The 20,072-nt window shown below is 63.0% G+C and carries 19 protein-coding genes and 1 tRNA gene; 14 read left to right on the top strand and 6 right to left on the bottom strand.

Annotated elements, in window-relative coordinates:
* Nucleotides 1-39 precede the first annotated feature (39 nt).
* A complete protein-coding gene (locus P0D80_RS22895) occupies nt 40-1,260 on the bottom strand; it encodes a Bcr/CflA family multidrug efflux MFS transporter (protein ID WP_132373438.1) in 1,221 nt (406 codons plus the stop codon).
* 269 nt (nt 1,261-1,529) lie between these two features.
* Here P0D80_RS22895 and P0D80_RS22890 point away from each other — a divergent pair, with 269 nt between their 5' ends.
* From P0D80_RS22890 to P0D80_RS22855, 8 genes are all read left to right on the top strand, one after another.
* A complete protein-coding gene (locus P0D80_RS22890; protein WP_408286862.1) occupies nt 1,530-2,219 on the top strand; it encodes a hypothetical protein in 690 nt (229 codons plus the stop codon).
* A gap of 139 nt (nt 2,220-2,358) precedes the next feature.
* Nucleotides 2,359-3,642, top strand: coding sequence for a glutamate-1-semialdehyde 2,1-aminomutase (hemL, locus tag P0D80_RS22885; protein WP_408286860.1), 1,284 nt, complete (start codon nt 2,359-2,361; stop codon nt 3,640-3,642).
* A 69-nt stretch (nt 3,643-3,711) separates the two neighbouring features.
* Nucleotides 3,712-4,881: a bifunctional diaminohydroxyphosphoribosylaminopyrimidine deaminase/5-amino-6-(5-phosphoribosylamino)uracil reductase RibD gene (ribD, locus tag P0D80_RS22880; protein WP_408286858.1), complete on the top strand. Its 1,170-nt coding sequence runs from the start codon at nt 3,712-3,714 to the stop codon at nt 4,879-4,881.
* Between the two features lie 15 nt (nt 4,882-4,896).
* Complete coding sequence (locus P0D80_RS22875; RefSeq protein WP_408286857.1) at nt 4,897-5,511, top strand: riboflavin synthase; 615 nt, start codon at nt 4,897-4,899, stop codon at nt 5,509-5,511.
* 200 nt (nt 5,512-5,711) lie between these two features.
* Nucleotides 5,712-6,848, top strand: coding sequence for a bifunctional 3,4-dihydroxy-2-butanone-4-phosphate synthase/GTP cyclohydrolase II (ribBA, locus tag P0D80_RS22870; RefSeq protein WP_408286855.1), 1,137 nt, complete (start codon nt 5,712-5,714; stop codon nt 6,846-6,848).
* A 49-nt stretch (nt 6,849-6,897) separates the two neighbouring features.
* A complete protein-coding gene (gene ribH, locus P0D80_RS22865) occupies nt 6,898-7,404 on the top strand; it encodes a 6,7-dimethyl-8-ribityllumazine synthase (RefSeq protein ID WP_006050161.1) in 507 nt (168 codons plus the stop codon).
* Nucleotides 7,401-7,835: a transcription antitermination factor NusB gene (nusB, locus tag P0D80_RS22860; RefSeq protein ID WP_132373433.1), complete on the top strand. Its 435-nt coding sequence runs from the start codon at nt 7,401-7,403 to the stop codon at nt 7,833-7,835. Before ribH ends, nusB begins: the two co-directional genes overlap by 4 nt.
* 150 nt (nt 7,836-7,985) lie before the next feature.
* A complete protein-coding gene (locus P0D80_RS22855) occupies nt 7,986-9,182 on the top strand; it encodes a pyridoxal phosphate-dependent aminotransferase (RefSeq protein WP_408286854.1) in 1,197 nt (398 codons plus the stop codon).
* 112 nt (nt 9,183-9,294) lie between these two features.
* On the opposite strand, the gene P0D80_RS22850 is transcribed toward P0D80_RS22855, so the two are convergent.
* Nucleotides 9,295-10,500 carry a lytic transglycosylase domain-containing protein gene (locus tag P0D80_RS22850; RefSeq protein ID WP_132373431.1) on the bottom strand — a complete coding sequence of 402 codons (1,206 nt, stop codon included), beginning with the start codon at nt 10,498-10,500 and terminating at the stop codon, nt 9,295-9,297.
* A gap of 605 nt (nt 10,501-11,105) precedes the next feature.
* Here P0D80_RS22850 and P0D80_RS22845 point away from each other — a divergent pair.
* On the top strand, nt 11,106-12,674 hold the full coding sequence (locus tag P0D80_RS22845) for a UbiD family decarboxylase (protein ID WP_408182451.1): 1,569 nt from the start codon (nt 11,106-11,108) through the stop codon (nt 12,672-12,674).
* Between the two features lie 52 nt (nt 12,675-12,726).
* Nucleotides 12,727-13,404, top strand: coding sequence for a LysE family translocator (locus P0D80_RS22840; protein WP_408182453.1), 678 nt, complete (start codon nt 12,727-12,729; stop codon nt 13,402-13,404).
* A gap of 90 nt (nt 13,405-13,494) precedes the next feature.
* Here P0D80_RS22840 and P0D80_RS22835 read toward each other — a convergent pair whose 3' ends face one another.
* The 3 genes from P0D80_RS22835 to P0D80_RS22825 all read right to left on the bottom strand — a co-directional run bounded on the left by P0D80_RS22835 (nt 13,495) and on the right by P0D80_RS22825 (nt 15,529).
* The gene (locus tag P0D80_RS22835) at nt 13,495-14,460 is read right to left on the bottom strand and encodes a threo-3-hydroxy-L-aspartate ammonia-lyase (protein WP_408182454.1); all 966 of its coding nucleotides are present in this window, start codon (nt 14,458-14,460) and stop codon (nt 13,495-13,497) included.
* Nucleotides 14,461-14,707: 247 nt separating this feature from the next.
* Nucleotides 14,708-14,995 (bottom strand): hypothetical protein, encoded by a 288-nt coding sequence (locus tag P0D80_RS22830; RefSeq protein WP_132373427.1) that lies wholly within the window; start codon nt 14,993-14,995, stop codon nt 14,708-14,710.
* 372 nt (nt 14,996-15,367) lie between these two features.
* On the bottom strand, nt 15,368-15,529 hold the full coding sequence (locus tag P0D80_RS22825; protein WP_007180743.1) for a hypothetical protein: 162 nt from the start codon (nt 15,527-15,529) through the stop codon (nt 15,368-15,370).
* Nucleotides 15,530-15,766: 237 nt separating this feature from the next.
* Here P0D80_RS22825 and P0D80_RS22820 point away from each other — a divergent pair, with 237 nt between their 5' ends.
* From P0D80_RS22820 to P0D80_RS22810, 3 genes are all read left to right on the top strand, one after another.
* Nucleotides 15,767-16,705, top strand: coding sequence for a Rossmann-like and DUF2520 domain-containing protein (locus P0D80_RS22820; protein WP_408182455.1), 939 nt, complete (start codon nt 15,767-15,769; stop codon nt 16,703-16,705).
* Between the two features lie 77 nt (nt 16,706-16,782).
* Nucleotides 16,783-17,103: an EthD family reductase gene (locus P0D80_RS22815; protein ID WP_408182456.1), complete on the top strand. Its 321-nt coding sequence runs from the start codon at nt 16,783-16,785 to the stop codon at nt 17,101-17,103.
* A gap of 227 nt (nt 17,104-17,330) precedes the next feature.
* Nucleotides 17,331-17,894, top strand: a complete 564-nt coding sequence (locus tag P0D80_RS22810; RefSeq protein WP_132373424.1) for a YggT family protein — start codon at nt 17,331-17,333, stop codon at nt 17,892-17,894.
* Between the two features lie 95 nt (nt 17,895-17,989).
* Here the strand turns inward: P0D80_RS22810 and P0D80_RS22805 are convergent, their stop codons facing one another.
* Nucleotides 17,990-18,883, bottom strand: a complete 894-nt coding sequence (locus P0D80_RS22805; protein ID WP_408286850.1) for a hypothetical protein — start codon at nt 18,881-18,883, stop codon at nt 17,990-17,992.
* A 680-nt stretch (nt 18,884-19,563) separates the two neighbouring features.
* Here P0D80_RS22805 and P0D80_RS22800 point away from each other — a divergent pair.
* Nucleotides 19,564-19,637 (top strand) — tRNA-Gly (locus tag P0D80_RS22800).
* Nucleotides 19,638-20,072 lie beyond the last annotated feature (435 nt).

Raw genomic sequence — 20,072 nt, 5'->3', positions numbered from 1 at the left:
TTTTCCGTAGACGCCGCGCGGCTCGCGCCTCGCCCGTCCTCAAACGGCAGCGACAGGCGCCTTGATCCCATGCCACCTGACAACCAGAATCCGGCCGAGATAACACAGCAAGCCCGCCACGCCTACCGTTACGCCCATGCCCTTGGGCGAACCGTCCTGCCAGATTCCAACCGCGAGGCTCGACAACGCGCCGAGCGCCAACTGCACGGCGCCGAACACGGCGGCCGCGGCGCCGGCATTCATCGGATAGCGATGCATCAGATCGGTCGTGCAGTTCGCGGACAGAAGTCCGACGACGCCGACCACGAAGAACAGTCCGAACACGATCGACCACAGACCGCCCCAACCGGTCAACGAGACGAGACAAACAAACAGCGAGGCAATGCAGCTTACGGTTGCAGCAAAACTAATGATCGGCAGCGAGCCGAGCCGGCCGACAAGCCGCGTATTCATGAAGTTGCCAAACATGATGCCGACGATATTTAGCGCGAACAGGAAGCCGTAATGCTGCGCCGACACATGGAAATACTCGATGTAGACAAACGGCGTCGCGGTGATATACGCAAACATCGACGCGAACGCCATGCCGCCGCACAGCATGTGCCCCCACGCAACCGGATCGCGCAGCAACTTGCCGTACGCGCCGAACGACTTCAGCAACGCCGAATGCGCACGCTTCTCACGCGGCCACGTTTCCGGCACCTTGAGAAACGCGGTCACCGCGCACACCGTGCCGAATAGCGTCAGCACGATAAAGACGACACGCCAGCCGCCGATCAGCAGCAACTGCCCGCCGAGCAGCGGCGCGAGCAATGGCCCGATCGACGTGACGATGGCGAGCATCGACAGCACGCGAGCGGCATCGGTCGGGCCGTGTGCATCGCGGGCAATGGCGCGCGCCAGCACGGAAGCCGCGCCCGCGCCCAGCGCCTGCACGAAACGGAACGTCACCAGCGAGCCGATCGAGAACGACATCGCACAGGCCACGCTGGCCAGCGCATACATCACGATGCCGCCGAGCAACACCGGCCGGCGGCCATAGGTATCGGACAGCGGACCATACAACAGCATGCCGATCGAAAAGCCGAACATGAAGCTGGTGAGCGTCGTCTGCGCGGCGCCAGTGCTGATGGCGAACGCCTGCGCGATGGTCGGCAGGCTCGGCAGGTACATATCGATCGAAATCGGCCCGCATGCGGCAAGCGCACCGAGCAACAGAATCAGCCGGCCATCGGGCCGGCTTCTGGTGACGTGAGACATGGGAATCCAGATGAAGCGCCGCACCGTTGTCGGCAGCGGAACAGGTGAAACGGGGAAAACAGCAACTTGACGGCCTCAATTGTACGCGACGGTTAACACGGCAGCCGGGCTTCGGACATGATCGAGGCCATGATCGCGAAGACGCGAATGATGCATCGGCGACATGCGGCAAGCACGCCGCCAATCGGTTAAGCTGCCGCCTGAACGCCTCGGGCGACGCGCGAAGCTGTGCGCAGCGCCCTTCCCCGCCATCCTGTACCGACCATGCGATGACCGCATTCCTGTTGATCTGGAGCCCCAAGAAATGGCCGTGGCCCGAGTTGCCCGACCTCGCCAAACGCGTGGCCGCGGGCGTCGCGGTAGCCGACGTATGGGGCTGCGGATTTGCGCGCAGCATCCTGCCGGGTGACCGCGTCTTCCTGCATCGGGTCGCGCAGGAACCGAAGGGCATCTTCGGCTCCGGCTATGTGACGCGTGCGCCATACGAGGTCCCCGATCCGGCGACGAAGCGAGGCTACCGTTTGTGCATCGACTTCGTGTACGACTGGGTGGTCGATGCACACGAAGGTGTGGTGATTCCCCGCGAGATGTTGCGCGCACATCCTTTTTCCGTGCAGACGTGGGACGCGCAGAGTTCGGGGACCGTGATCAAGCCGATGGCCGAAGGCGCGTTGGAAAAGCGCTGGGCGGAACTGACCGGCAAGCGCAAGCCGCCGAAGTTCGATATGCCGGCGGGTCCTACACGCTCGAGCAAGGTCACGGCTCACGCGGCGGTGGAAAAGCGCGCGGCGGACGGCCGCACCGTCACGAAGGCGAAGGAGGTGGCTAAACGGGTCGCTACGCAAGTGGCGACCCCGCCATCCCAATCAGTTGCGACGCGGGACAGCAGGCGGATCACGAAACCGGCGACCCGGCCGGCAACAAAGACGGCAACCGCCAAGCGCGCACACAAAAACTGAGCGGGCGACCCGCTGCGCAGGCGCATCCGGAAAACCTGTTCACGCTGACTCCGGTACAATTTCCCCACCTATCCCAGCGCCGCGCGACTCGCCGACAGGCAAGCTGCGCCGCTGCGCAACCCCGATTCCAGCCATCGCCATGTCCAAAAACGAAACCCTTTTCGAACGCGCGCAACGTACCATTCCCGGCGGCGTGAACTCGCCTGTGCGCGCCTTCCGCTCGGTCGGCGGCACGCCGCGCTTCATCGAACGCGCGCAAGGCCCCTACTTCTGGGACGCGGACGGTCAGCGTTATATCGACTACATCGGCTCATGGGGTCCGATGATCCTCGGCCACGTCCATCCGGAAGTCCTCGAAGCCGTGCAGCGCGTGCTGAGCAACGGCTTCTCGTTCGGCGCGCCGACCGAATCGGAAGTGGAAATCGCCGAAGAAATCTGCAAGCTGGTGCCCTCCATCGAGCAGGTCCGCATGGTGTCGAGCGGTACTGAAGCGACCATGAGCGCGCTGCGTCTCGCGCGCGGCTTCACGAACCGCAGCCGCATCGTCAAGTTCGAGGGCTGCTATCACGGCCACGCGGACAGCCTGCTGGTCAAGGCCGGCTCGGGGCTGCTGACGTTCGGCAATCCGACTTCGGCGGGCGTGCCGGTGGATATTGCCAAGCACACCACCGTGCTCGAGTACAACAACGTCGCTGAACTCGAGGAAGCGTTCAAGACGTTCGGCAACGAGATCGCCTCGGTGATCGTCGAGCCGGTGGCTGGCAACATGAACCTCGTGCGCGCCACGCCGGAATTCCTGCAAGCGTTGCGGCGCCTGTGCACCGAGTACGGCTCGGTGCTGATTTTCGACGAAGTGATGTGCGGCTTCCGCGTTGCCCTGGGTGGCGCGCAAGAGGTGTACGGCATCACGCCGGATCTGACCTGCCTCGGCAAGGTGATAGGCGGCGGCATGCCGGCGGCGGCTTTCGGCGGCCGGCGCGACATCATGGCTCACCTCGCGCCACTCGGCGGCGTCTACCAGGCGGGCACGCTGTCGGGTAACCCGATTGCGGTTGCGGCCGGCCTGAAAACGCTGCAACTGATCCAGGCGCCCGGCTTTTACGACACGCTCGCCGCGCGCACCACGCGCCTCGTGCAAGGTCTCGCGAAGGTCGCGCGTGAAGCCAAAGTGCCGTTCGCGGCCGATTCGCTCGGCGGCATGTTCGGCCTCTACTTCACGGACTCCATCCCGACCAGCTTCGCCGAGGTCACGAAGAGCGACGTGCCGCGTTTCAATGCGTTCTTTCACAAGATGCTCGATGCCGGCGTGTACTTCGCGCCGTCGGCGTATGAAGCGGGCTTCGTGTCGATCGTTCACGACGACGCAATCGTCGACGCCACGATCGACGCTGCGCGCGGCGCGTTCGCCTCGCTCGCTGCCTGAAGCCGGCGAGACAACATCGCTAAAATCGAAACCCATTACAGCCTAGCCACCGTACCCGACCGGACACCGATGTTTTCGCAAACCGATTTCGTCCATATGGAACGCGCGCTCGCGTTGGCCAAGCGCGGCATGTACACCACAGACCCGAATCCTCGGGTCGGCTGCGTGCTGGTCAAGAACGGCGAGGTGATCGGCGAAGGCTTCACGCAACCGGCCGGTCAGGATCATGCCGAGATCCGCGCGTTGAAAGACGCGCGCTCGCGCGGCCATGACCTGCGCGGCGCCACGGCCTACGTGACGCTGGAGCCGTGCAGCCACTTCGGGCGCACGCCGCCGTGTGCGAACGCGCTCATCGAAGCGCAGGTCGGGCGCGTGGTCGCGGCGATGGAAGACCCCAATCCGCAGGTATCCGGACGCGGTCTCGCCATGCTGCGCGACGCCGGCATCGAAGTGCGCTGCGGACTGCTCGCCCTCGAAGCGCACGAACTCAATATCGGCTTCGTCTCGCGCATGACGCGCGGCCGCCCGTGGGTACGCATGAAAGTGGCGGCCTCGCTGGATGGCCGCACTGGTTTGCCTTCGGGCGATAGCCAGTGGATCACCGGTGAAGCGGCACGCGCGGACGGCCACGCCTGGCGCGCTCGCGCGTCGGCGATCCTTACCGGCATCGGCACGGTCAGGGAAGACGATCCGCGCATGACGGTGCGCGCGGTCGACACGCCGCGCCAGCCGCAACGCGTACTGATCGACAGCCAGCTCGACGTGCCGCCCGAGGCGCAGATTCTGGCCGGCGCACCTACGCTGATCTTCTGCGGCAATCTGGATCAGCGCCATACCGATCGCGCCAACGCACTGCGCGATCGCGGCGCCGAGATCGTCCAGCTGGCCAACCCGGCCGGCAAGGTCGATCTGCCTGGGGTGCTGAAAGTGCTCGGCGAGCGCAACGTCAACGAACTGCATGTCGAGGCGGGCTACAAGCTGAACGGCTCGCTGCTGCGCGAAGGCTGTGTCGACGAACTGCTCGTGTATCTCGCGCCGAGCCTCCTCGGCATGGATTCGATGAGCATCTTCAATCTGGCCGCGCCCGAAACGCTCGAAGGCCGCGTCAAACTGAACTTCCACGCGATCGACCGGATCGGGGAGGATCTGCGGATTCTCGCGCGCTTTGTGCCCCAACACGCGCCCGAGGCCACGCCCGGACCCGGCGGCGATCCCGCGTCCCAACCCGTTTCGAAATGATCAAGGATTAGTACGATGTTCACAGGAATCGTCGCGGCCGTGGGCCGCATTGAATCAGTCAAGCCGCTCGGCACCGACGGCGACGCGGGCGTACGCCTGAACGTCGAAGCCGGTGGCCTCGATCTCGGCGACGTGCAGCTCGGCGACAGCATCACGATCCAGGGCGCCTGCATGACCGTGGTCGCGAAGACCGCCCACTCGTTCGAAGTCGACGTCTCGCGCGAAAGCCTGAACTGCACGGCGGGGCTCGGCGAGACCGGCGAAGTCAATCTCGAGAAAGCGCTGCGCGCGCACGACCGGCTCGGCGGCCATATCGTCTCCGGCCATGTGGACGGCCTCGGCACGGTCACGCACTTCGCGCCGGTCGGCGAATCGCACGAACTGCGCGTGCTGGCGCCGCGCGAGATCGGCCGCTACCTGGCGTACAAAGGCTCTATCACTGTCAACGGCGTGAGCTTGACCGTCAACTCGGTTAAAGATCGCGACGATGGCTGCGAATTCTCGATCAACCTGATTCCGCACACCGTCGAAGTGACGGCGCTCAAGCGTCTGAGTGAAGGCACACAGGTGAATCTGGAGATCGATCTGATCGCGCGCTACGTCGAGCGCATGCTGAACGCGCCGAAATAAACGGCCGCAAGCCCTGCCACGCATGGCCCGGCGGCGGCGCCCCGCCGCTTTCAGCCGGTTCATGCGTCCATCGTTTCGACGAGCATAGCAACGGCGGACGGCTCATCGCCAGTCGGCCAAACGGCCTATGCCGTTCGGCGGAGGCGACTTGGGCTCGCGCGTGGCGTAAAATACGCGCTTTCTTCGAAACTCTCGCCAACATGACGCTCGCCTCCACTCTAGAGATCATTGCCGAACTGAAAGCAGGCCGGATGGTGATCCTCGTCGACGAAGAAGACCGCGAAAACGAGGGCGACCTCGTGATCGCGGCCGAATTCGTCACGCCGGAAGCGATCAATTTCATGGCCCGTTACGGCCGTGGCCTGATCTGCCTGACGCTTACGCAGGAACGCTGCAAGCTGCTGAACCTGCCGCTCATGACCTACCGCAACGGCACGCAGTACGGCACAGCGTTCACGGTCAGTATCGAAGCTGCCGAAGGCGTCACGACCGGCATTTCGGCGGCGGACCGCGCCCGCACGATCGCCACCGCGGTGGCGCCGGACACCAAGGCCGAGCACATCGTGCAACCGGGCCACGTGTTTCCGATCATGGCCCAGCCCGGCGGCGTGCTGGTGCGCGCCGGCCACACCGAGGCGGGCTGCGACTTCACCGCGCTGGCGGGCCTCACGCCGGCCGCGGTGATCTGCGAAGTCATCAAGGACGACGGCACGATGGCGCGCCTGCCGGACCTGATGGAATTCGCCAAAGAACACGATCTGAAAATCGGCACGATTGCGGATCTGATCCACTATCGCAGCCGCACGGAGTCGATCGTCGAGCGGATTTGCGAACGCACCATGCAGACCGCGCACGGCGCTTTCCGCGCGGTCATGTATCTGGACCAACCGAGCGGCCAGCCGCATATCGCGTTGGTGCGCGGCACGCCATGCACGGATCAGGACACGCTGGTGCGCGTGCATGAACCGCTGTCGGTGCTGGATCTGCTGGAAGTTGGCGAATCCACTCACTCGTGGACGCTGGACGCGGCCATGAAAGAGATCGCCGCACGCGACTGCGGCGTGATCGTGCTGCTGAACTGCGGCGACTCGAAGGACCATCTGATCGACGTTTTCAAGGCGTTCGACTCGAAGGAAAGAGCCGACGCGCTCAAACGCCGGCCGGTCGACTTCAAGACGTACGGCATCGGCGCGCAGATTTTGCGTGAGCTCGGTGTCGGCAAGATGCAGGTGCTGTCGAACCCGCGCAAGCTGGGCAGCATGTCGGGCTACGGTCTCGAAGTCACGGGCTTCGTGCCGATGCCGGGCAGCAAGCCACAATCTCCGCAACAAGGCTGATCCGACCATTCACGCGCTTAGCGCCCACTCAAAACACTACGGAATTCACATGGAAATCGGACAATACCAACCGAATCTCGACGGCGACGGACTGCGTATCGGCATCGTCCAGGCGCGCTTTAACGAACCCGTTTGCAATGGCCTCGCGGACTCCTGCATCGAAGAACTCGAACGCCTCGGCGTGACCGGCGAAGACGTGCTGCTCGTCACCGTGCCGGGCGCGCTGGAAATCCCGCTGGCGCTGCAAAAGCTCGCCGAAAGCGCGCAATTCGACGCACTGATCGCGCTCGGCGCGGTGATTCGCGGCGAAACGTACCACTTCGAACTGGTCTCGAACGAAAGCGGCGCGGGCATCACGCGTATCGGCCTCGACTTCGGCATCCCGGTCGCGAACGCGGTGCTGACCACCGAAAACGACGAACAGGCCGTCGCGCGCATGACCGAAAAGGGTCGTGACGCAGCACGCGTGGCCGTCGAAATGGCGAATCTCGCCGTCGCGCTCGAACAACTCGGCGGCGATGACGAGGAAGAAGACGAAGAAGAGGAAGAGGCATGAAGAGCGCACGCCGACGCTCCCGCGAACTGGCCACGCAGGGGCTTTACCAGTGGCTGCTGTCGGGCTCGCCCGGCGGTGAAATCGACGCGCAACTGCGCGGCGCGCAAGGCTTCGACAAGGCCGACCACGAACATCTGAACGCCATTCTGCACGGCGTGATCCGCGATTCGGAAGCACTGTCCGCGGCAATCGCTCCGTGTCTGGACCGTCCGATCGAGCAACTCTCGCCGGTCGAACGCGCCGTGTTGCTGGTGGCCGCGTTCGAACTGAAGAATCACGTCGATATTCCGTATCGCGTGGTCATCAACGAAGCGGTCGAACTCGCCAAGACGTTCGGCGGCGCGGACGGCTACAAGTACGTGAACGGCGTGCTGGACAAGCTGTCGGCACAACTGCGCGTGGATGAAACGCAGGCGGCTCGCAAGCGTTGAGCGCCAGGCGCATGAGCGGCATGCATGATCGTCGTCATTGCCTCGCTAAACGCGGCGGCGCAACCGGACCGTTTGCACGGACGCCGCTTCGCGCGTGAACAAACGCGCCAAACGTCGTCCCGCTTTTGCTTTTGAACTGGATTTGATCGTATGAACTCCGTGACCGAACCCTTGGTGCGGCTTGCTGCACGCGTGGACGCCATCCAGCCTTTCTATGTGATGGAGCTGGCCAAGGAGGCCGCGCTTCTCGAGCGCGAGGGGCGCGACATCATTCACATGGGAATCGGCGAACCCGATTTCACCGCGCCCGAGCCAGTCATCGAGGCGGCCGCGAGCGCGCTGCGCCGTGGCGTCACGCAATACACCAGCGCGCTCGGACTGCATGCGTTGCGCGAAGCGATCTCGGCGCATTACGCCGACTTCTACGGCGTCGACGTGGATCCGGCGCGGATCGTCGTCACCGCCGGCGCATCGGCCGCATTGCTGCTGGCGTGCGCGGCGCTGGTCGATCGCGACGACGAAGTGCTGATGCCCGACCCGTGCTACCCGTGCAACCGCCATTTCGTGATCGCAGCCGAAGGCAAGCCGGTAATGGTGCCCAGTGGCCCGGCCGAACGTTTCCAACTCACCGCCGCCGACGTCGAGCGCCTCTGGAACGAGCGCACCCGTGGCGTGCTGCTGGCGTCGCCGTCGAATCCGACCGGCACGTCGATCGAACCGGCTGAACTGGAGCACATCGTCAAGGCCGTGCGGGCGCGTGGCGGCTTTACGATCGTCGACGAGATCTACCAGGGCCTGAGCTACGACGCAAAGCCCGTGTCGGCGCTCTCGTTCGGCGACGACGTGATCACCGTCAACAGCTTCTCGAAGTACTTCAACATGACGGGCTGGCGTCTGGGCTGGCTGGTGGTGCCGCCCGGCATGGTCAGCGCGTTCGAAAAGCTCGCGCAAAACCTGTTCATCTGCGCCTCCGCGCTCGCCCAACACGCGGCACTTGCCTGCTTCGAGCCGGAAACGATCGCAATCTATGAGGCGCGGCGCCTGGAATTCAAGCGTCGCCGCGACTTCATCGCGCCGGCGCTGGAATCGCTTGGTTTCTCGGTGCCGGTCATGCCCGACGGCGCGTTCTATGTGTACGCCGATTGCCGCACGGTCGCGCATCCCGCGGCCGGCGACAGCGCGGCGCTCACCAAGGCCATGCTGCACGATGCCGGCGTGGTGCTGGTGCCGGGCATGGATTTCGGTACGCACGCGCCGAAGGAGTACATCCGGCTGTCGTACGCCACCGCCTATCCGAAGCTGGAAGAAGCGGTCGAGCGGCTAGCGAAGTTCTTCGGCAAGGGTTGAGCGAAGCGGCGCGCTCTCAATCGTCAGACGAAAAAAAGGACACTCCTGATGGGTGTCCTTTTTTTGTTGCCGCTTGCTTCAACATCGAGCCGTCAACTTTGCGCTACCTACCTCAAGCGCCCAACTCCGAAGCCGATGCCACGTGCTTGGTCGCGTTGGCGCTCGCGTCGTCCTGCTCGGAGGAAACCGGCGTCTTTACCGATGTCGCCGCGCTCAACTGATGACTGCCTTCAAGCGTCACCTGCACGCGCTTGCCGTTGCCGGCAGGTGCAGCCGCAGTCGTATTGGTCGACGCAGTCAGAACCGGCGCCTGCGGCGCGTTGATCGGCACCTTGCGGCCACGCGCTACGTCGCGCAGACGGCCGCGCTCGGCCATCACCTTGGCGCCGTAGCCGCCATCGTCCTGCGAGGTCGAGCCGACGTACAGGCGCAAGCCGCCCGGCAGCGAGCCGCCGCGTGCGATGCAATCCTTCAGCACCAGCGCGCCCACCTTGATGTTCGCGACCGGTTCGAGCGCCGCGCTCTGGCCGCCGAAATACTGGAATTTGTCCGAGTGCACCTTGGACATCACCTGCATCAGGCCTTGCGCGCCCACGCCGCTCTCGGCGTACGGGTTGAAGCCCGATTCGATCGCCATCACGGACAGCAGCAGCAGCGGATCGAGACCGACTTCGCGGCCGGTGTCGAACGCGGCCTTCACGAGCTCGCTGACGGGCTCCTGCGCGACGCGATAGCGCCGTGCCAGATAGGATGCAACCAGATCCTGCTCGCGGGTCGAGATCAGCACACGGTCGTCGCGCGCGTCGGCGGATACGCGCTGCGACGGAATCAGCCGTGCCAGCGCGGTCACGCTTTGCATGGTGCGCGGGTCGAGACCGTTCAGCGCCGCGACACCCATACCGCTCACGCCGGTCGAGCCGGTGGTGTCGAATGCGCCGTCAAAGCTGGTGTTGCCTGCGGTGACGTCGGTGTTGCCGTTGCTACCGCTGTTCGTGCCGCTCAAGGCATCGGGGACGTTCGTGTTCGCGGACAGCGAGTCGTCAGAGGACGCGCGGGCGGGCGGCCCGAAAGCCGGCAGCGGGTTGCCCTGCAGCAGACGGGCGGGACCGGCTTGCACAGCGGCGGAAATGACCGGCATCAACTTGGCGGCTAGCGTGCCGCGCAGGGCCGGCATCAGCCACAGTGCGACTGTCAGCACAACGGCGATCCCGCCAACGATGCTGAACAGGTGATGACTCATTCGCGTCCCGCGACGCAGCACACCACGCACAACTTGCGCGATACGCTCATCGGGACGCCACGATAACCAGGCGTTCATTCAGATCTCCCATGTTGCATGATCCGCGAACCCCGCCGGATGAAGAAGCGGTGAGGCGCGTTCGCAGAATCAAGACATCGCGTGCTCTGTCTGGTTAGGGCAGCAGCGACGTCGGGAAAACGGCACATACCGTTTGTGGGGAGCCATCCTGAAAGAGGACCGCGGCATGTCAAAAAAGCATGCGGGCGGTGGCTCCCACGCGAAAAACCAGCGTCAGTTGGCGCTGGCAGGACATCAATAAGGCCGTTAGATACCGTGCAGGGGTCGGTAAGCGGTGACGCGTTGCGTCTGATGGGACCGGGGGCAGTGGTAAAAACGTTCACGCCCTGCAACCAATGTGGACGGATTCTATGCAGGGTTTTATAGATCGTCAACACTATAGACAGGCAAATGTATAACTAATTGTAATAATGAACAGTGTTCAGACCGTCCAAAACCGCGCGGCACGCGCCTTTTGAGCTATTTCGACTCATCCGTCTCACTTAGGCCGTTTTGCCGATCTACGTGCGCTTACCAACACAGGTAAAATCGACAATCGTTCTGGCGCCGTTAAACCCTGCTGCGCCTCCCTTTTTCGCCGCTTGCACGGCACTGAACAGCACCAGATGAAATACAAAGACCTGCGCGATTTCGTCGGCCGTCTTGAGACGATCGGTGAACTGCGCCGCATCTCACAAAACGTCTCGCCGGTCCTGGAAATGACTGAGTTGTGCGACCGCGTGTTGCGCGCCGGCGGTCCCGCTTTGCTGTTCGAGAGCAAGGCAGAGCATGCGTTCCCGGTGCTCGGCAACCTGTTCGGCACGCCTCGGCGGGTCGCGCTCGGCATGGGTGTCGACGCGCAAGCCGGCGAAGGCGACGGGGCCGCGCTCGAATCGCTGCGCGATGTGGGCCGGCTGCTCTCCGCGTTGAAGGAACCGGAGCCGCCGAAGGGGCTCAAGGACGCCGGCAAACTGTTCTCGCTGGCGAAGGCGGTATGGGACATGGCGCCCAAGACGGTAAGCGCGCCGCCCTGCCAGGAAATCGTCTGGGAAGGCAACGACGTGGACCTCGCCAGGCTGCCGATTCAGACCTGCTGGCCCGGCGATGCCGGCCCGCTGATCACATGGGGCCTGACCGTCACAAAAGGCCCGAACAAAAGCCGACAAAACTTAGGGATATATCGCCAGCAATTGATCGGACGTAACAAACTGATCATGCGATGGCTCGCGCATCGCGGTGGCGCGCTCGATTTTCGCGAGTTCGCGCTGCAGAACCCGGGCAAGCCTTATCCGGTGGCCGTCGTGCTGGGCGCCGATCCCGCGACGATCCTCGGCGCGGTCACGCCGGTGCCCGACACGCTGTCCGAATACCAGTTCGCCGGCCTGCTGCGCGGCGGCCGCACCGAACTGGCGAAGTGCATCACGCCGGGCGTCGACGGCTTGCAGGTGCCCGCGCGCGCCGAGATCGTGCTCGAAGGTTTCATCTACCCGCAGGAGGGTACGCCCTCGCCCGCTCCCGCAGGCGCTCCGCCACGTCCGGTCAAGGGCGCGTCGGCGGCCTACGAACATGCGCTGGAAGGCCCGTACGGCGATCACACCGGCTACTACAACGAGCAGGAATGGTTCCCTGTCTTCACGGTCGAGCGCATCACCATGCGGCGCGACGCGATCTACCACTCCACCTACACCGGCAAACCGCCCGACGAACCTGCCGTACTCGGCGTCGCCCTCAACGAAGTGTTCGTGCCGCTGTTGCAAAAGCAGTTCAGCGAGATTACCGACTTCTACCTGCCGCCCGAAGGCTGTAGCTACCGCATGGCCATCGTGCAGATGAAGAAGAGCTACCCCGGCCACGCCAAACGCGTGATGTTCGGTGTGTGGAGCTTCCTGCGCCAGTTCATGTATACGAAGTTCATCGTCGTGGTCGACGAGGACGTGAATATCCGCGACTGGAAGGAAGTGATCTGGGCGATCACCACGCGCATCGATCCGGCGCGCGACACGGTGCTGGTGGATCGCACGCCGATCGACTATCTGGATTTCGCCTCGCCGGTGGCCGGACTGGGATCGAAGATGGGCCTCGACGCGACCAACAAGTGGCCCGGCGAAACCGATCGCGAATGGGGCCGTCCCATCGTGATGGACGACGCGGTCAAACAGCGCATCGACACCTTGTGGAACGAGTTGGGCCTCTGAGGCAAGCCGTACAACAAGACTGAATAACAAAGCGATCGGAGCCGTTGCGCGGATGCATGCCTTTTCAATGATGTCGGATGGATTCTTTCTGTCGCTGTCGCTGTGTCTGGATATCGGTCTCGTGAACGTCGCCATGATTTCCCTGGCGCTCTCGCATGGCTTCAAACCGGGCTTCTGGCTCGGCCTCGGTTCGTGCATCGGCGATCTGATTTACGCGGCGCTCGCGCTCGCGGGCATGGCCGCCTTGCTGCAGTTCGAGTCGGTGCGCTGGGTGGTGTGGCTCGGTGGCGCGGCGATCCTGCTCTTCCTGACCTGGAAGATGGCGCGTGAAGCGATGTTCCCGGCGACGGCGCCGGCCGTGGCCGGTGAAGCGGACGCGAGTGCGCCGCATCTGTCCGCGTGGCGCGGTTTCTTGCGCGGCGTCTTGCTGGCGGTGTCGTCGCCATCGGCGATTCTGTGGTTCGCCGCGGTCGGCGGCGCGTTGATCGCGAAAGCGGGCGCCACGAGCGTCACGACCGCGCCGGTGTTTCTCGGCGGATTTTTTCTCGGCGGCCTGTGCTGGACGATCTTTATCTGCGGACTCGGCAGCCACGGACGCAAACGCGCCGGCACCGGTTTGCTGCGCGCTTGTCACGTGTTGTCCGCGCTGCTGTTTGCGTACTTCTCGTACAGCGTGATCGTCAACGGATATCGCGATCTGATCGTGCAAACCGCGCACGTGGCAAGTTGACATAAAAACGGCTCGCGTTGGCGAGCCGTTTTCGATCACGCGTCAGGCATCAGCTACGGTAAGCGCAACAACGCCAGCCGGCGCAATGTATCAGGCTAGGTATTGCGCGAGCTTTTCCAGATCGACGTTGCCGCCGCTCACCACCACCCCGACACGCTTGCCCTTCACCGGCAAGATGCCGTTGAGCACCGCAGCCGCGGCGAGGCAGCCCGTCGGCTCGACCACGATCTTCATGCGCTGCGCGAAAAAGCGCATCGTCTCGATCAACTGCGCGTCGCTGACCGTTTCGATCTGCGCGACCAGTTTCCGGATGATCGCGAACGTGTAGTCGCCGAGATGCGTGGAGGCGGCGCCATCGGCGATCGTGCGCGGTGTGTCGATATGCACGATCTCGCCGCGCGCCAGCGACTGCTGGCCGTCGTTGCCCGCTTCCGGTTCGATGCCGATCACCGTGCACGCCGGGCTCAATGCCGCCGCGGACAACGCGCTGCCGCTGATCAGCCCGCCGCCGCCGAGGCACACGAACAGCATGTCGAGCGGACCGGTTTCCTCGATCAACTCTTTCACCGCCGTGCCCTGCCCGGCGATCACATGCGGATGGTCATACGGTGGAATCAGCGTCATGCCGCGCTCTTCGGCAAGCCGCCGGCCGATCTCTTCACGGTTCTCCGTGTAGCGGTCGTAGGTGATCACTTCACCGCCGTAGCCCTTGGTGGCCGCGACTTTGGCCGCGGGTGCGTCCTGCGGCATGACGATCGTCGCGTGGATGCCGGCCAGGCGTGCAGACAAGGCGATCGCCTGAGCATGGTTACCGGACGAATACGTCAGCACGCCGGCTTTGCGCTGCTCCGCGTCGAAATGCGAGATCGCGTTATAAGCGCCGCGAAATTTGAAGGCGCCCATGCGCTGAAAATTTTCGCACTTGAAGAACACCGCCGCCCCCGTGCGCTCATTGAAAGTGCTCGAGGTTAGAACGGGGGTGCGGTGGGCGACGCCTTCGAGACGCGCAGCGGCGTCGAGTACGTCGTCGAAAGTGGGAGCGGGAAGCGCTTGCATCGGCGAAACTCTCCAAAGCGGTGGCGAAACCGCCATTCTCCCAGCTTCGACCCAGGTTTGGAACGTCAAGCTCGAAGTGAGCTTCGGTGGCGACTCTCCGCCCTAACCGGCAAACGCCAATTCAAATCGTCACTCCGACGATAAGCGCAGCATTGGCTGCATGAAAAGCGGCCACAAAAAAACAAACGGCGTAACCCGGCGATCAAGCCGGCGTTACGCCGTTAAAGAATAGCGTTGCGTGCCGCCATTAGCGGCGATAGTAGCCGTGGCCGTAATAACCGCGGTAATAGCCGTGGTGGTGGTAGTAAGGGCGTCCGTAGCCACCGTAGTAACCGACTGGCGGCGGCGCATATACGACCGGCGGCGCATAAACCGGCTGCGGCGCGTAGTAAACCGGCGGCGGCGCGGCATAAACCGGGTAAGCCGGCGCAATCGGAACCCCGATACCGATACCGACAGAAACGTGCGCCTGAGCGGCACCGGCAAGTCCCAAGCCGAGTGCTCCGGCAACGACAAACGGAACGATCTTTTTCACTTTTATTCTCCTAGCGCGGCCCACCAAGGTCGCCGACTTCGCATGCCCTGCATGCTATGAAATCAATGTATCGAAAAAGACCACGCCTATCTGTTCGCATTTGTTGCAAATTGCAATTGGCGGCAGAAGCCCGTAATTCCTGCGCACGCCGTAAGTGACCAATGAGCTTCGCAATACGCTGAAAACTCAAGGATTGCAGGTGTCCGACCGCACCGCAATCAGTCGCAATGCCCGCATTACGGCTTGAGGCATTCGCTTCACGGTAATCTTTGATTACAAATTAGCTTCAATCCTGACGGCATCAATTGAGCCCCAAAATGAAAAATGCCCGGCCGACTGACCGGGCATTTCTTACCAGCGAAGGCTGCTACGTCAGCCGACCTTCACATACGCGAACTCGCGGGACACGCTCGGCGGGACATAGGCGCCGCTGATCCGCACGCGCGGCGTCAGGCGCTTTTTCTGGTCCCACCAGCGACGACGCTGTGCATGCGTCAGGAACCGCAAGTGCTTTCGGTAAGAAAAAATATTCATCGTGAACCTCCCGAATCTGACTGCGAGACGAAATACCCAGGACAGCAACTGCCAAACCGGCTCTGAAGAATTGTGAGCAGTTTTCAAACCCGCGGGGGGCGCGCCGCCGGATGACCGGCCGGGCGCTCCATATCGCGCGCGCACTTGTCAAGGAAAAGCCGGCGCCAAGCCGCGCCGCGGGCGTGGCGGATGCGCGATACTTCTGCTTTCCCAATGTTCCGTGTGGAGCAGGCAACCATGTCCCAGTCCTCTCTGCCGCGCCTCGGCTTTATCGGTGCGGGCCGGCTCGCGCGTTGTCTCGCGCTGAGCTTTTCACGCGCCGGCTATCCGGTCACGGCGGTGGCAAGCCGCTCGGCGGCCTCCGCCGGCCGGCTTGCCAGTCAAATCGAGCATTGCGCGGCATTCGAGAACCCACAACAGGTGGTCGACGCCGCCGATATCGTCTTTTTAGCTGTTCCCGATGACAGCATCGGTACGTCAGCGCACACACTCCGGTACGGGCCGGACGGCGCGGCCGGCGCGCACGGCAAGGCGCTCGTGCATTGCAGCGGCGCGTCGCCGGTCGAATTGCTCGCCCCGGCACGTGACCAGGGCGCCTCGATCGGCGGTTTTCATCCACTGTACCTCTTTAGCGGCGAACTCGCCGATCTCGAGCGCATCGCCGGCTGCTCGGTGACGATCGAGGCCGACGGCGCACTAAAAGACACCCTGACGGCGCTCGCCGTCGCGCTGCGCTGCCATCCGCTGTCGATTCCGGCGGGCGGCCGCATGCTCTATCACGCCGCCGCGCACTACGCCGCCAGCTTCGCGCTGTGCAGCCTCGCGGAATGCGTCGCGCTGTGGCGCACGCTGGGTTTTGCCGAAGACGACGCGCTGCGCGCGCTGCTGCCGATGCTCTCGGGCACCATCGAAACCGCTCGCGACAAGGGTTTGCCCAACGCGCTCGCGGGCCCCGTATCGCGCGGCGACACGGGCGTCGTGCAGAAGCAGCTGGCGTTGCTGGAAGGCCTCGGCGGCGACCACGCCGCGCTGTACGGGCTGATGTCGCGGCGCGCGGTCGGGCTGGCCGAACGCCGCGCCACGCCGCCAGCCGCGATCGACGCCATCTCCGAGGTCGTGGAAGAATCCCTCGAGCGGTCGCTGAATCAGGCCGCAGCAGGTGCAAGCGTCAAGTAAGCCGTGATAATGTGACGTCCGGCGCCGCGCGCAATCCGCCAGCGCCGCGCATCGGGACCAACAGACGAGAACGCACAATGATCAAGGTCAGCATCCTCTATCCGTACCGGGAAAACGGCCACTTCGACGTGGACTATTACTGCGTCGCGCATATGCCGCTCGCGGCGAAGCTGTTCGGGCCGTCGCTGAAGAGCTGGTCGGTCGACGTCGGCATCAATGCCGGCCCGCCTGGAACGCCGCCGCCGTACGTCGCCGCGGGCCACTTCCTGTTCGACAGCGCGGACGACTTCTACAAAGTCTTCAAGCCGGCCTCCGAGAAATTGATGGCCGACATCCCCAACTACACGGACGGTGGCAACGGCACGATTCTGATCAGCGAGATCAAGATTTCCGTGTGATGCCCCGCGGAAGCGGGACGAATCGCGGCCTTTAATACAGTGAGCCGTTGATCGTGACCCGCGAACCTTGGCATCGCAAAACTACGCGGCCGCTTCAAACGACGCGTAACGCGCCCCAGTGCGGCAAAGGCGCGGGAAATCCAAATGAAACCGCCGGCGCGCCGTTCGGAGAGCGCCGGCACCCTGCGGCCGGTCGGCGGCCGTCATCCGAAGGATAAGGACACGAGATGTTTGGCGATATCGCCCGTTTTCTGCTCAATACCGTCTTCACGCTGTTCGGCGCGGCGCTGTTGCTGCGCGCATGGCTGCAGGTCGTGCGCATGCCGCCCTACAACCCCGTCACGAACGCGGTGCTGCAAGTCACCAACTGGATCGTGCTGCCGCTGCGGCATATCTTGCCGAGCACGCGCAAGATCGATTGGGCGAGCCTCGTCGCGGCGTTGCTCGCGGCGATGGTGTATGTGGTGCTGATGGTGGTGCTGACCGGCGCCGATCCGCTCACGCTGTTGCCGACGCTGCTGATCGTCGCGGTGCTGACGCTGATCAAGTGGGCGCTGAATCTGATCATCTGGCTGACGATCCTGATGGCGCTGCTGTCGTGGCTCAATCCACGTTCGCCGGCCATGCCGATCCTGTACCAGCTCACGGCGCCGTTTCTGAATCCGCTGCGCCGCGTGGTGCCGCAACTCGGCGGCATCGACCTCTCGCCGATCCTGCTGTTCGTGATCGTGCAGGTGCTGCTGATGGTGGTCACCCGCGCGGCCGTTCAACTGACTTACTTTGTGATCTGAAGGCACATGTAGCGAGCATTCAGAAGCCGCCGCCCATCAAAAAGGCGGCGGCTTTGTTTCGTGCGTCGCTTATTGCTTCCGCTAATTGCTTCCGCTTATTGCTTCGTTAGCTGACCGTAGGCGACCGTGGTGTTGGTCGCTGTCTTGATCATGAAGAAAATCGTGCGCACGTACAGGTTGCTGCCCGTGATCGGCAGGAACGTAATCGCCGCATTGCCCGAATACGTCGCGCCCGATTTCAACGTGCAGGATGCGGTCGTGCCGGTCACGCTCAACGTGTAGAGATTCTTGCTGGATGACGGCGTGGCGAGCAGCAACGTGCCGGAGACCGGGCAGTTGCTCAATGTCCCGCTTAACGTGCCGTCGCTTGCAATCGTCAGCGACGAGCCGGTTTCCGCCCACGTGCCCGCGACGCTCGACTGCGTGACAGCTAGCGCATTCGCCGCGTCGTAGTTCCAGGACAGATTCACCGTGGTGCCATTCTCGACATAGCTGCCCGTGAACGTCTGGTTATTGACGAACGAGCCCGAGCCGGAGGTCGTCGGAAAATAGACGTTGCCGATGAATGCCGCACCTGAGGTGAGCGTCCAGTTCGGCGCGGTGGCCGCGATGACGCCGAAGAATTCCGACAAGCCGATGCCGCTTACAGTATTCAGGTAAGAGATGTTGCCCTGCGCATCGACGAGCGCCGTGGTCTTGTCGACGCCGAACTGCGTGGTCCAGACTCCTTCTACGCCGTTGCCCGAGGCCGCAGCCGAACCGCTCTGCGGACTGGACAGACTCGGCAGTGGCTCGCCACTGAGGGCGGGCGAAGAAGCTGGATCCGGCGCGCTTGCGGGACCGGGAGCACTTGCCACCGCCGGCGCCGAAGCGCTGCCGGCCGACGGCGTCGCCGCCGAATTGCCCCCGCCGCCACCGCCGCCGCACGCTGCCAGAGCGAGCGAAGCGAGCAGGGATAACGTCAATTTAGCCTTAATTTTCATATCCATTTTTGTTTTTGGGCGACTGCGCAGCCACTCAGATTGGCTGTATTACGCCGTTAGTAGTTTTGATCTCGATGTTTGCCGTCAGCGCCAATTCGTTGAATCATTCCAAAAATCCACTTGACAGAATCAAATCGCATGAACTCCTGTAATAATTGGAAAGGACGCTAGAGGAGTAAACGGCGGGATTTCGACAAGCTTTAATATTTGTTGAAGTTTTCGATAGCCGCATCCGTTGATGCCGATGAAATATCATGCATAACGAATTAAAATCGAAGCGGGTTGCGCGTATCTATTTGATTGGTCTTGTATTTAGATAGGCTTCCATCTGCATTCAATTTCCGCGATCTGATTGACAGCCGAAGCGTTACTCGCCGCGTTCCGTTGTGCGTGGTAGCGGGTGGATCCGGCCTCGATCTACCCGGCCGCGGCGCCTGATGACAGCAGAAGTCACTTCAGGATCCCCGTCGCAGGTAAAGCTCGCGAGAGACATAGCCGACCGAATGCGCGACAACACGCAAGGAAGCGCTGAATACGTGGCTGGCTTAGTGAGGTGAATCGTTGTGCCGTGGCGCTGAACACCGCGCGCGCCGCGCCAACGCTCCCGCAGCGAGCGCCCATTCAGACAGGCCGCTGACGTCCACGTTTGCCAAATCGCGTGAAACCCGCGTAGAATGGCGTGCTCTGCGGGCGTCGTATAATGGTAATACCCTAGCTTCCCAAGCTAGAGCCGTGGGTTCGATTCCCATCGCCCGCTCCAGATACTTTTCAGTCAGCCCGTGAATAAGCGGGCTGCTTCGCGAAAAGGTCTGCCTCTACCGCTCTCTTCCTCCGTCGCTTCCTGGGAATTTTTTCTCGAACGACAAATTCGACAATCGATTCATTTGCGCAAACCGGCCGAGAAAAACGTCGAGTAAGCGACACCGCCTCGATTGGCATCGGACAACGAAGTGCATGCCACCGGTAACTGTAAACCGCGGGAAGACCGGCGGCGAAAATGCGAACGCTTGCTGATGCTAGTTTCTCATCCAGATAATCGGCCCAAGCAAATACCTTACAAAACGATTAAATCAATTGCACAGCCATCCGCGTTACTTAAAATGTAATATCCCCACCCGCATTCATACTCCCCGTCGTCCCCGGTCCGTCTGGACGCGCCCTTTTCGGTTGTGCTACCTTACGCGCACTTGCAACG

Origin of the sequence: Paraburkholderia sp. RL17-373-BIF-A, assembly GCF_046030175.1 — a bacterium.
In the GTDB taxonomy this organism is placed as follows: domain Bacteria; phylum Pseudomonadota; class Gammaproteobacteria; order Burkholderiales; family Burkholderiaceae; genus Paraburkholderia.
This window is presented reverse-complemented; position numbering and strand designations above follow the sequence as displayed.